Raw genomic sequence first — 13,149 nt, 5'->3', positions numbered from 1 at the left:
GTTTTTTCTCTCTGTTGTTTTATTGCTTGATGTAGAGGAAAAAATGTGAATAATAACAACATAAAGATAAGGCGCTTCATAAGCCCTTCCAAGGAGATACCCATAAAACTAACTCATGGGTGTCTTTTTTACATAATGAAAAGTTAGAATTTTTGAAGTTTATTTGAGTAAAGTGATGGCGTTTTAACGCCATCACAACTTGCGATAGCCAACTTTATTCTAATGATAGGAAACAGATATAAGTGTAATTGGTAAAAAAATGGGGTAGTAAAACGAATATACACTTTGAAATTTAATTCATAGGGGAGAAGTTGTATGTTAGTGAAATGGCTACCACCATCATTAAGTAAGTATTTAAAAATGTCGAAACAAGAAAGAAAATATGAACTTCGCCTAACTTTATGGCGAACACCGTTGTTGTATATTTTATGGACGTTTTTTCTAGTTGCTATCACTGTTTATATGGATGTAGGGATAGGCATAGCTAAATATACTTTTGACGGTTTTCAAGCTACTTTTGAAACGACGAGGGCATTAATAAGCGCATTAATTGGTGGCGTTCTAACACTTAGTGCGTTTACGCTAAACTCGTTACTCGTTGTACTCACCACATTTAGTGGTCAGTTTTCTCCAAGGATGTTGCAAAATTTTGTCAAAGATAAGCAGACGCAGCATATTCTAGGAATCTTTAATGGCAGTTTTGTTTACGTGTTAATCATGTTTCTAGCAATTAGTAGTAATCCCGTTGACTATTATGTAGCTGTACCGTTTGCTACTGTAGCAATTGCTTTTTTTGCAGCAGTAACATTTATATATTTTATAAATCATGCTACTACATGGATGCAAGTGCATAATATTACCGACACGATGAAGCAAGTTACAGTAGAAATGTTAGAAGGAGATTTTACGAAAGACTTACAGCAAATGCGAACGGAAAATCCTGGTGACTTATTGCAAGGGTGGCAAAAAGAAAAATGTAGTGTATTAGCGCCTATATCTGGCTATATACAGCTGATTCTCTTTAAAGACTTACTACAAAAAGCGAAACAAGACAATATTATTGTGAAAATGGAAGTAGGTATTGGAAACTATGCTTTACAAGGAAATCAGCTTTTTACTTATTGGGGGCCAGGCGCTCATCAAGTGAACGAGCAAGAATACTTAGATTTTATTCGTTTAGGCCATAAGGAAACAGAAATTCAAGACTTAAAATACGGTCTAAATAAGCTAGCAGAAATTGCGATTAAAGCAATGGGAAATGATGATCCTAAAACAGCTGCGAATACGATTTATCAAGTGGCCGACTTGCTGTTAGCTTTGGAGAATAAAGCTACCTTTTCCCCCTATTTAGTCGATGAAGAAGGTCAAGTGCGCTTCATATTAGGTGTGGATGATTTCGAATACCACCTCTATCAGGGGTTGGGATTAATTAGACATTATGCACAAAAGAACTATCCGATTATTACAAACATCATTGAAGCGTTAACGAGATTGGCTGGCGCGGTGGATCAAAAATATCATAAGGTGATTTGGAATTTTGCTACGAATACGATTGATCATATTTATACAGAGTTTATTTTTGATCTTGATCGTAAATTATTGCTACGCAATCTTCAAGAGCTTGCACGTATTACGGGCCATGCGTCTAACTATAACTACATCGAACGTCACTTAAAAGGCGATAAGCAATGATTTGCGATGTTTAAGAAGGCAATATAAAGGAATAATACGTATAAATCATGTTATAAGAAAGGAGCATGTTTACGTGAAGCAAGAACATGTACGAGCACAAGTTGAACAAATTTTGGAAAGTGATCTTGTTGGTCCGATGGCTACAGTAAAAGGGAAAATGCCGCACTCTAGGTATATGACGTTTTATCATGATAACTTAACATTGTATACACTAACTAGCAAGCAAACGGACAAAGTAGATGATATTGAACAAAACCCGTATACCCATATTATTCTTGGTTATGAAGGAGAAGGGTTTGGTGACGCTTATGTGGAGTATGAAGGCAAGGTAAATGTCAACGATTCTCCTGAACTAAAGAAGAAATTATGGAGTGACCATGCAAATATATATTTTGATGGACCAGATGACCCAAATTTAACGGTGCTGGAAATAAAGCCATTGCATATCCGTCTCATGAATAAAAAAGGGCAAGAAACGCCACAGGAATTAGAGATATAGGAGTAATCAAGCCAGCTGTATGGGAATAAGCAGCTGGCTTTTTATCAATCAGAGATAGTACAAGGAAAAGCTACAGTTTAGGCCACGTTTTTTTGGCATAGGCTGTAGCTTTTCTATGGTCTAGGATATTATAAAATTTTGCAGCTGTAGATAAACTTACTAAGTTATTTAGCCACGTCCGGCTCCAGCGCCCAGCAACTAGGCGACTTCACGTAATCGCCCTAAGCTAAGTCATCATCGGTTCGTTCTAAATAGGAAGGCCAACTAAAGACAGCCTTGCTGGAGGGCGACGGCATACTCCTGTTGCAGGAGCATGGATTCCTAAAACTTTCGTTGCTTCGTTCCACTCGCTACGTTGCTAACCGGGCGACCCGAGCCTTTGTTCTACTATAGGAATTTATAAAAGTTTAAAGGTTTATAGTATAAGAAAAACGATGCCATTCGCCATAAGACTTGGCGACAAGCCACGTTTTTCTAATAATGAAGTCCTATGATTGTGCTTGCTCGGTTTGTAAAGAAAGCCTTCCATCTGTAATTTGATACACTTTATCACAATAATCAATTAATCGTGTATCATGCGTAACAACGATAGTAGTTTTGTTGCTCTTCGTCGTTATTTCTTGTAGCATTTCCATCACTTCAAACGCTCGATCGGAGTCGAGGGAGGCGGTTGGCTCATCGGCTAAAATGATACTAGGGTCTGTGTAGAGTGCCTTGGCAATAGCGACACGTTGTTTTTCTCCTCCTGACAAGTCGGACGGAAAGCTATTTAATAACTTATGAATACCTAATGTTTGATATAGTTCCTGCAATTTTTCAGAAGGCAAGTTATGCTTCTTTACTTTATCTAATAAACGCATTTGTTGCTTCACATTCAAAAATGGAACTAAATTAGATGATTGCAGGACGAACCCAATTTCTTTCAAGCGAATGGCTGATCGCTGTTTCTCTTTTAATTTAGTAATATCTGTACCATTCATAAATACTTGACCACTGGTAGGGGTTTGTAGACCACCGGCTATTGTCAAAAAGGTACTTTTTCCCGATCCAGATGGTCCAATGACAGCAATTAATTCCCCCTGTTGAGAGGAGAAATCAGTTGGCTTTAGAGCTTCTACTTCTGTATGTCCCGAACCGAAAATTTTACGCACTTGTTTCATTTCAAGAACTGCCATGCTTTAACCTCCAATCGCTTTTAGTGGATCGATCTTTACAATCGTTTGAATAGAGAATAGCGCTCCTAATACAGATACAAAAACAAGTACAATACCATAGAGGAGTAAATCCAAATAATTAAAGGCGATAGGAACGATATCTGGTAAAAAGAACCCTGTAACCATCGTTAACAGAAATCCGAGAACCACACCTGCAGCTGCCAATAAAAAAGTTTGGGCAATAACCGAGTTTGCTAAGTATTTACTCGATATTCCTTGTGCTTTCATAACTCCGAATATACTTATCTTCTGAATGGTAAGTACATAGAGGAAAATAGCTAATACGACTGCAGAGATAACAAATAAGAAGTAAATCATAAAGTTTAAGGTTAATTTTTGTTCTGAATAACCAGGGAGATTTTCGATAAATGTTGTCGTATCTACAACTTCTAATGCTTCTTTAACATCTATATTGGATAAATTATCTGTTCGAATGACAAAGGCATTTATTTGTTCTTTGTACATTTCTGCTGCTTCTCCGTAGCGCACTTTGTGTACGGTTTGTAAGTCAGTGTAAAGTACCGGTGCAGCAATGAATTTTGCATTATCAGTAAAACCGACAATGGTTAACTTTTCCTCAGTGGAAGCCAATTGCAACTCATCACCGAGTTCAAATCCTTCTTCTTTTAAAGACGCATCAGCAACCACTTCATTATCATTTTGAAACGTCTCGCCCTCTGTTATGTCAGGCATAATGAACTCATCTGCATGAATGCCGAAGAGAGCTACATTCGATTTATTATCCCCTGAAGTAGCGATGGAGCTAATTTGGGCTAAACTAGCAAATTCATCTGCACCTTCCCCATCATAATCCTCCAGTGATAAGCTAGATTGAGGCAGGTTAACATCGGATTCTTCTGTCAAAATGACGCCTTGTGCTTCCCATTTATCAACCGCTGCTTTGTTCATGTCTTCCAACCCGTTTGCCAGCCCTGATAATAAGAAAACAAGGTAGGAAACGAGCAATAATACACCAACAATTAAAGTGAAGCGTAATTTGTTGTTCTTCATCTCATTCCAGGCTAAAAACATGGCTCTCCCTCCCAATCACATGCTAAAAAATTGTATACTCCATTATTGTATAGGAATGTTTTGACAAAACAAAACAGTTAGCTTAGGCTTAATTTGCTAAGAGAGCCAATTCATTATCATGATTGGTGAAATAAAGCGTAAAATAATAACATGCTATATTTCATAGAACATCATGGTTGTTATTCGGAAGCCTTAGATCAAACTCAATTAGTGAAATATAACACAATAAATGGTTAGGGAGAGAAAACATTGAGAACAATTGCTTTTGATTTAGACGATACATTATACGATCGAACCGAGCCATTAAAGCAGACCTTTGCCAGCTTTAGGCCTACAAAGGAGCTGCGCTTCAACGAAATTTTACCTATCTATCATAAATATAGTGATATCGCTTTTGAAAAGGTCACGAACCAGCAATGGACATTGGAAGAGTCCTATGTTTATCGTATACGCAAGACGCTTCAAGAACAAAATATCGGCATTAGTAAGCAAGATGCACTCGCTTTTCAAGCAATGTATACAAAAAATCAAGACCGTATTCAGTTAAGACCTCATATAGAAGAGATTATACAGTATTTGCAAAACAAGGAAATACAAACAATTATTATTACCAATGGACCATCGACGAATCAACGTAAAAAAGTACGCCAATTAGGGTTGGAAGCTTACTTTTCTGCGGGGGACATTATTGTTTCTGAAGAAGAAGCGGTCGCAAAACCGGACCCAAAAATCTTTCAAATTGCAGAAGAAAGATTCAGTTTGACTAAAAATGAAACGTGGTATATTGGCGATAATTTTTTAATTGATATTATCGGCGCTAGCCAAGTAGGCTGGAAAGCAATCTGGCTTAAGCCAAATCATCAGAAACCACAATGCAACCCAAACCTAGCCGAAAAGACTGTGCATTCTACGGAGGAGTTGAAAGACTATTTGTTACGACATGTTTGAGCAGATGAAACTTATGTAGCACGAGGGACATCATACGAAGATATAATTTTATGGGGGGCAGTCATAGGCTGTTCCTTTTTGCTGTCTAGGGAAATTATAAAATTTAGCAGATGTGAATAAACTTACTAAGTTATTTAGCCACGTCCGGCTCCAGTGCCCAGCAACTAGGCGACTTCACTCCATTGCCCTACGATAAGTCTAAATAGGAAGGCCGACTAATGTTTGCCGGAGGGCGCGGCATACTCCTGTTCCAGTCGCTACGTTGCTAACCGAGCGCCCAGAGCCTTTGTTCCTGTTTTAGGGGCTATGCAACGTTTTTTTAAAATAGAGCAACCTTTATTGATGAGAAGGGATTTCCATTGTGAAAAATGAATATCCATGATGGAAGGGAAGGAGAGATAGGGTTTGTATGGTAGCGGTACGCACATGAATAGACAGAGGATAGAACATATGGTACATTTATTATGAATTAAAAATACTTTAATTAAAAATAAATGGAGGGGTTGTTACATGGAAGGTCTAAAGGGAATTCATCATGTTACGGCGATTACGAGCAGTGCTGAGAAAAACTATGAATTTTTTACGTATGTCCTCGGCATGCGGTTAGTTAAAAAGACTGTAAATCAAGATGATATTCAAACATACCATTTGTTTTTTGCTGATGATAAGGGAAGTCCAGGGACAGATATGACCTTTTTTGATTTTCCTGGTATTCCAAAAGGTTCACATGGTACAAACGAAATTTATCAGACATCTTTTCGCGTTCCTTCCGATGAAGCACTTACGTATTGGGTTGATCGATTCGATCGTTTGGGCGTGAAGCACGCTGGAATTCAAGAGCAATTTAGCAAAAAGATAGTACCTTTCGTAGACTTTGATGATCAGCAATACCAATTAATTTCTGATGAAAATAATGTAGGAGTTGAAGCTGGTATACCTTGGCAAAAAGGCCCAATTCCGTTAGAGTATGCAATTACTGGCTTGGGCCCGATTCATATTCGAGTTGCTGACTTTACGTATTTTAAAGAAATGTTGGAGAAGGTATTGCAATTCACATATATACAAGAAGAAAATGAGCTTCATTTGTTTGAAGTAGGTCAAGGAGGAAGTGGGGCGCAGGTTATTGTAGAGCATAATAAAACGATGCCAAATGCGCGTCAAGGCTACGGAACGATTCATCATGTTGCATTCCGAGTAGAGGACCGATCGGTATTAGATGCATGGACAAACCGAATGGAAAGCTTTGGGTTTGCTACGTCAGGTAATGTAAATAGGTATTACTTCGAATCGTTATATTTTAGAATTACGAATCAAATCTTATTTGAACTAGCAACGGAGGAACCAGGATTTATGGTTGATGAACCTTATGAAACGTTAGGTGAAAAATTAGCTTTACCACCGTTTCTAGAGGAGAAGCGGGAACAAATTGAAAAAATGGTTCGACCAATAGATACGGTGAGAAGTACGATTCAATTTTAGTCTTATGGTGAAAGCCTATTTTAAACCTATAACAAAGAATTTGACCAGGTTTACATTATCGATGTGCTCCCTCCCTAAAAATTAGTGGGGGGAAAGAACCCCCGCTAATTAGAAATGCATGTATAGAATGCCCCCTTAACTAGCCCACCTTGACGATCGCCTCCTAAGGGAATACGATATAGCTAGTTACTTCATTTTTGTATAGCATATAAACAAAGCTCGACGTTTTCACTATAGATTCTTTTATGTTATGAAGGGTTAGTTTATGGTGTAAACTATATAAAGCTTTTCGTTATGCAGATACGGAGGAAATGCAAGTTTTTTTAACTGAAAAATAGATAAACTACTATTTAAGTTAAGGTGTGGAGGTTATTATGGATAAACCTTTATTTAATATTCCCCATCAGACGTATTCCATGCTTAGTCAAAGTGAACGCTATTTATTGGAGTTTATTCATGAGCATATGGATGAAATAGCTGACATGTCCATTGTTACGCTTAGTGAACAAGCTAATGTTTCCACCGCTACGATTGTAAGATTAATGAAAAAAATGGGCTATAATGGCTATACTTCATTTAAATATCGTTTAAAGCAAGATAAGCAAATGTTAGATACCAATGATTCTCTCGGTGATATTGACGATGATATTAAGCAGGTCATTAAGAAAAATGAAGAAGAAGTGTTGCGAACCATACAATTACAAAGCATTGGTCAAATGGAAGACGTCGTCCAAAAAATATACAATGCGAAGCGCATTTATATTTTTAGTCGTGGATTTTCTGAAATGATTGCTAAAGAAATGATGATTAAACTACAGGCTTTAGACAAAATTTGTGAAACCCATGAAGATCCGAATATTATTCGCGTAAAATCACGTAAAGTGACGAAGGATGATATTGCCATTTTTGTGTCGTTAAATGGAGAAACCGTTGAACTTGTTGAAGCTTGTCAAAACTTAAATATTCGACAAGTAACAACAATTACTCTAACGACAAAAATCGATTCCTCGTTAAGTCATTTATCAGATATGACATTATTAGGTTACAAGACGGAACATTCGCTGTTTCCTGAATATGAAGTCCGTTCTCGCCTGTCCCTCAATGTAATTGCCCGCATATTACTCGATTCCTATGTTATTCGAACAAGAAAATAAAAAGTAAATAGCCATTAAGAAAAGCTCCTTACCAAAAAAGGAAGCTTTTTTTGTTTGCACGATAGGCGTTCATTGTATCAGTAAAACGACGGTGTTCCCTGCCATAAAGGTTCGCTTTTTCTAAAAGAGATGAGACTACTAGAAGCCGCAATGTGGGTGTTTACATAAACTGAAAACATTTACATAGAAAACTGTGTAATACTTAAATTAACAACAAAGAAAGAAGGTGAGGCTGTGATCTATACATGCACAATGAATACAGCAATTGATTTATACGTTGCAATGGAAGCGCTAAATCCAAATGCTGTTAATCGAACATACGATGAAGATTACCAGCCGAATGGCAAAGGCGTTAATGTTTCTGTGATGTTGAATAAAATGGGGATACCTAATACCGCATTAGGGTTTATTGGTGGTTTTACGGGACATTTTATTAAAGAAGAGCTCGAAAAACTTGGTATTGCAACAGATTTTATTGAAGTCGCAGGTAATACGCGCATTAACGTTTTTATTAATGCGGATGAGGAGTACAAAATTGTTAATCAAGGTCCAATTATTCCGCAAGAAGCAATGCACCAACTATTGGATAAAATAGCGAACATCCCAACTGGAAGTACGCTCATTGTATCGGGTAGTCTTCCAAAAGGTGTTGATGACCAAGTATTAATTACAATTGCGCAAATATGCGATCGAAATCATGTGAAATTAGTTCTTGATTCTAGCTCCACGGTTGTGTTAGAGACACTTGCCTATGAGCCCTATTTATTGAAGCCTAATGAAGACGAGTTAGCCCATCTGTTTGGCGAACCATCTTTGTCAGAAGAACAGATCATTGCATATGGTAAGGAATTAATTGAACGAGGTGCAAGGCATGTCATTATTTCAAGGGGAGAAAAAGGTGCAGTCTATGTAGATGGGCAACAAGTTCTTAAGGCAAGCTCTCCAAAAGGAAAGGTTGTTAATACAGCATGTGCTGGGGATGCTTTACTTGCTTCGTATATTGCCAAAACGATTGAAAAAGAACCGATTGCAGAAGCACTGATATATGCAATAGCAACAGGAGCATCGACCGCATTTTCCAAGGGGTTAAGTGATTTATCAGATATTTTTGAATTAAAGCATCACGTCCATATTACAAATTTAAGGAGGTAAAAACAGCATGAAAAAGAAAATTGTTGCTGCCACAGGTTGTCCAACTGGAATTGCCCATACGTTTATGGCTGCAGAAGCTTTGCAAAAAGCTGCTGAAAAACTAGGTGTAGAAATAAAAGTGGAAACACATGGCCAAGTAGGAATTCAAAACGCATTGACAGCACAAGAAATTAAAGAAGCTGATGGTGTCATTATCGCTGCGGATAAGGATGTACAAGCAGACCGATTTCATGGCAAGCCGTTGATCGATGTCTCTGTTGCCAAAGGTATTAAAGAGCCTGAGCATCTAATTGAACAAATTTTGCAAGGAAAAGCGTCTGTTTATTATGCTGCCGATTATGATGGAGCAAAACAAGAAACAGATCAAGAAAGCACAGCGAAAGGAAATAATAGTAAATGGGTCCACACGGTTTATAAACATTTAATGAATGGTGTTTCTCACATGCTTCCATTTGTTGTTGGGGGCGGGGTGCTGATTGCAATATCGTTTTTATTTGGCATCTATTCTGCCGATCCAGATCATGAACAATATAACGAATTTGCAGCACTGCTGAAAGAAGTTGGTGGCTTAGGTTTTAGTCTAATGGTGCCAATTTTGGCAGCTTTTATTGCAGAATCGATTGCCAAGCGTCCTGGTATGGTAGTTGGGTTTATCGGTGGTTTATTAGCAAATCAAGGTGGAGCTGGGTTTTTAGGAGGAATTTTAGCAGGATTTATTGCAGGTTATATTATTATCCTTTTACAAAAACTATTAAAAGGTCTACCGCGCTCTTTAGATGGACTAAAATCAATCTTTTTGTATCCAGTACTTGGGATCTTTTTAATCGGTATTATTATGAAACCAATTATTATTCCAGTTACAGGTTTAAATGAAGGATTAATGGACTTTCTAGCATCTGTTCAATCAACAAATCCATTATTACTAGGTTTAATTGTAGGGGCTATGTGTGGATTTGATATGGGCGGGCCATTTAACAAGGCCGCATATGTAACAGGAACGATGCTACTTGCAGAAGGTAACTTATATTTCATGGCTGGTGTTTCAGCAGCTTGTATTGCACCACCATTAATTATCGCGTTTGCTACGGTTATCTTTCCAAAATACTTTACGAAAGAAGAACGAAATGCTGGGGCGGTTAACTTTATTTTAGGATCTACCCATATTACAGAAGGAGCGATCCCGTTTGCAGCTAAGAACCCGATTGTTGTTCTACCAATTATTATGCTAGGTTCTAGTATTGCTGCCATTCTAACGTATTTATTTAAAGTGCAAGTTCCTGCGCCACATGGCGGATTTCTCGTTTTACCTGTTGTAACAGGAGCCTTTCAGTGGGTTTTAGCCATTCTTATCGGCTCTTTAGTTGGTGCATTTATTTACGGTTTTTCACGTAAAAAAGCAGCCCAGAAATAAAAGAAGGAGGAAGAAGCTAGATGAAAAAAATGATTCAACCAGCATATATTCAGCTACAAGCAACAGCGACTTCACAGCAAGGTGTATTTCAAACGATTGCTGATATAGCAGTTGCCAATGGTATTGCAAGTTCGCAGGAAGCGATTGTAGAAGGCTTGAAGGCGCGTGAAAAGGAAAGTACAACTGGTTTTCAAGAAGGGTTTGCGATTCCGCATACGCAAGCTGAGGAAGTCAGTCAACCTGCAATTATTATTGTGCGGACAGAGACAGGGGTTAATTGGGAATCCTTTGATGGCAAGCCTGCCTTCTTCTTTCTTTCACTGCTTATTCCTAAGTCGGAAGCAGGTACAACACATTTACAAGCATTATCCGCCTTATCTAGAGCATTAATAAATGAAGATATTAGACAAGCTATGCTGCGTGCGACAACGTCAACAGAACTCGCTACGATTATTAGTCAAGCTATTTCAGGAGAGGACGATTAATATGCCACTTATATCAACGACACCGATGTTAGAACAAGCAAAACGTGAAAAATATGGAATTGTCGCTTTTAATGTTCATTCACTAGATAGTATTTATTGGGTTCTAGAAGCGGCTGCAGAAATGAAATCCCCCGTGATTTTACAAACAACGGTAGGAACGGTGAAATCATTAGGAGCAGAAAATATTGTGAAAGTCGCAACAGCAGCTGCCGATTTTTATCAAGTACCAACAGGTTTGCATTTAGATCATTGTACGGATTATGAAGTGATTAAAAAGGCAATTCGGGCGGGGTACACATCTGTTATGATCGATGCTTCCAAACACCCCTTCGCAGAAAATGTACAACAAACGAAGCAAGTGATGGATTTAGCAGCTAGCTTAGGTGTCAATGTAGAAGCGGAGTTAGGAAAAGTAGGAGGGGTGGAAGAAGAGATCGTTGTTTCAGAGAAAGACGCTCAAAAAGCAGTTCCTGAGGAATGTGAAGAATTTGTTGCTGTGACTGGTGTACCAACGCTTGCCCCAGCTATTGGAACAGCTCATGGAATTTATAAAGGGGAACCAAATATTGACTTTGATCGCATTGAAGAAATAAGTAAGCTTGTAGATATCCCACTTGTACTACACGGAGGATCAGCTGTACCAGAGGAGGATGTTCGTAAGTGTGTCGCTTTAGGCATGTCTAAGGTAAATGTTTCTACAGAGTTAAAAAATGCTTATTCTGTAGCTATTCGAGAGCATTTTGCTGCCCAGCCTAATAGCTTAGATCCACGTGCTTATTTACAAACAGCAAAAGAAGCTGCAAAGGAAATGGTCATCTCTAAAATTAAAATAGTAGGTAGTGAAGGAAGGATTTCTCCACTCACAATCAAGTAAGTGTTTACTAAATAATAGCTATTTTTTGAACGAAACTAAAATTTAAATGGTCTTTCTCAAGCATGGAGAAAGGCCTTTTGGTACAATAATAATAGTAGTAAGGTTCGAAAATGAATCTACTATTAATTATATAGAGGGGGGAACTCCATGAAATTAATTGCCATTGATTTGGACGGGACGTTACTGTCTGACGAGGGAACCATTAGTACGGCGAATCGTTCCGCTATTTTAGACGCCCAACAAAAAGGCCATATTGTATGTATCGCTTCTGGTCGTTCACTTCCAGATACAAAGGAAATTTTGCGTCTTGCTAAATTAGACTGTCCAATTATTGCAGGTAACGGTGCGACATCATTTCATTGTGGAGAACATGTGCATAAGTTATATTTGGATAAGGAAGTAGCTAAACGCATCATGCCGACTTTAAGAGATTTACATGTCTACTATGAAGTATATGTAGATGAAGGAGTTTTAGTTGAGACAGGAATGGAAGAAGTATTATGGTTAGAGATGGAACAAGCAGGCCTTAGCAATGAGTCACCTACTTCCGAATCATTGCAACGTACGATAGCTATTCAGCATAGCCAGCATGGGCTACAATTCATTGATAAATATGAAACCGTAGCACCAGACTATGTCGGGATTTACAAAATCTTTGTCTTATCTTTTCTTAAAGAGAAGCGTGACCAGTTAAAAAAGATGTTGGAATTAGAAGGGGATGTATCGATAACCTCGTCAGGGAGGGAAAAACTTGAAATTGCTCATCATCGAGCAAGTAAAGGTTATGCATTAGAACGAATGGCAAATCGTTTCGGTATACCGATGGAAAACACAGTGGCTATTGGAGATAATTTTAATGATATATCCATGTTTGAAAAAGCAGGGATAAGCATTAGCATGGGAAACGCAGAAGAAGAAGTGAAGCAAGTATCAACCTATACAACGTCCAATTATAATGAGGAAGGCGTAGCCAAAGCTATTCAACGCTATGTACTTAGTCTATAAAAGTTATTTCGTTTTTCTGATCATCCCTCTTTTGTTGGAAAAAAGTAACTGCTCGAAGTTCTTAAAGCAGTAGGTGATTACTTTTATATCCTTATGCGAGCTGCACCCTTGAAAGATAGTTGTACTAACCGTTTGGCCCATCACGTCAAGCGGTTTTTAATATGGTTTAAAATATGGAAATTAAAGAATTTAGCAGCTAAGGAT

At 38.0% G+C, this 13,149-nt stretch carries 12 protein-coding genes; 10 read left to right on the top strand and 2 right to left on the bottom strand.

Features of this window, described 5'->3' with window-relative positions:
• Positions 1-315 precede the first annotated feature (315 nt).
• Positions 316-1,692 (top strand): DUF2254 domain-containing protein, encoded by a 1,377-nt coding sequence (locus D9780_RS16780; RefSeq protein ID WP_121640883.1) that lies wholly within the window; start codon positions 316-318, stop codon positions 1,690-1,692.
• A gap of 73 nt (positions 1,693-1,765) precedes the next feature.
• Positions 1,766-2,191 carry a pyridoxamine 5'-phosphate oxidase family protein gene (locus tag D9780_RS16775; RefSeq protein WP_077702224.1) on the top strand — a complete coding sequence of 142 codons (426 nt, stop codon included), beginning with the start codon at positions 1,766-1,768 and terminating at the stop codon, positions 2,189-2,191.
• A 488-nt stretch (positions 2,192-2,679) separates the two neighbouring features.
• On the opposite strand, the gene D9780_RS16770 is transcribed toward D9780_RS16775, so the two are convergent.
• Together D9780_RS16770 and D9780_RS16765 are read right to left on the bottom strand one after the other, a co-directional pair.
• On the bottom strand, positions 2,680-3,366 hold the full coding sequence (locus D9780_RS16770; RefSeq protein ID WP_121640882.1) for an ABC transporter ATP-binding protein: 687 nt from the start codon (positions 3,364-3,366) through the stop codon (positions 2,680-2,682).
• A gap of 3 nt (positions 3,367-3,369) precedes the next feature.
• Positions 3,370-4,437 carry an ABC transporter permease gene (locus D9780_RS16765; RefSeq protein ID WP_121640881.1) on the bottom strand — a complete coding sequence of 356 codons (1,068 nt, stop codon included), beginning with the start codon at positions 4,435-4,437 and terminating at the stop codon, positions 3,370-3,372.
• 249 nt (positions 4,438-4,686) lie between these two features.
• Here D9780_RS16765 and D9780_RS16760 point away from each other — a divergent pair, with 249 nt between their 5' ends.
• The 8 genes from D9780_RS16760 (at position 4,687) to D9780_RS16725 (ending at position 12,945) form a co-directional block, all read left to right on the top strand.
• Complete coding sequence (locus D9780_RS16760; protein ID WP_121640880.1) at positions 4,687-5,385, top strand: HAD family hydrolase; 699 nt, start codon at positions 4,687-4,689, stop codon at positions 5,383-5,385.
• Positions 5,386-5,895: 510 nt separating this feature from the next.
• Positions 5,896-6,864, top strand: a complete 969-nt coding sequence (locus D9780_RS16755) for a ring-cleaving dioxygenase (protein WP_121640879.1) — start codon at positions 5,896-5,898, stop codon at positions 6,862-6,864.
• Between the two features lie 374 nt (positions 6,865-7,238).
• Positions 7,239-8,018 carry a MurR/RpiR family transcriptional regulator gene (locus D9780_RS16750; protein ID WP_073007904.1) on the top strand — a complete coding sequence of 260 codons (780 nt, stop codon included), beginning with the start codon at positions 7,239-7,241 and terminating at the stop codon, positions 8,016-8,018.
• Positions 8,019-8,252: 234 nt separating this feature from the next.
• A complete protein-coding gene (pfkB, locus tag D9780_RS16745; protein WP_121640878.1) occupies positions 8,253-9,170 on the top strand; it encodes a 1-phosphofructokinase in 918 nt (305 codons plus the stop codon).
• A gap of 7 nt (positions 9,171-9,177) precedes the next feature.
• Positions 9,178-10,581: a PTS fructose transporter subunit IIC gene (locus tag D9780_RS16740; protein ID WP_121640877.1), complete on the top strand. Its 1,404-nt coding sequence runs from the start codon at positions 9,178-9,180 to the stop codon at positions 10,579-10,581.
• 20 nt (positions 10,582-10,601) lie between these two features.
• Positions 10,602-11,066, top strand: a complete 465-nt coding sequence (locus tag D9780_RS16735; protein ID WP_240458718.1) for a PTS sugar transporter subunit IIA — start codon at positions 10,602-10,604, stop codon at positions 11,064-11,066.
• 1 nt (position 11,067) lies between these two features.
• Positions 11,068-11,940 (top strand): class II fructose-bisphosphate aldolase, encoded by an 873-nt coding sequence (locus D9780_RS16730; protein ID WP_116277907.1) that lies wholly within the window; start codon positions 11,068-11,070, stop codon positions 11,938-11,940.
• A 147-nt stretch (positions 11,941-12,087) separates the two neighbouring features.
• Positions 12,088-12,945, top strand: coding sequence for a Cof-type HAD-IIB family hydrolase (locus D9780_RS16725; protein ID WP_121640876.1), 858 nt, complete (start codon positions 12,088-12,090; stop codon positions 12,943-12,945).
• Positions 12,946-13,149: the final 204 nt, after the last annotated feature.

This window comes from Virgibacillus sp. Bac330, from assembly GCF_003667845.1.
In the GTDB taxonomy this organism is placed as follows: domain Bacteria; phylum Bacillota; class Bacilli; order Bacillales; family Amphibacillaceae; genus Virgibacillus; species Virgibacillus chiguensis.
The sequence above is the reverse complement of the archived record's forward strand: the minus strand, read 5'-3'. Positions and strand labels throughout refer to the sequence as shown.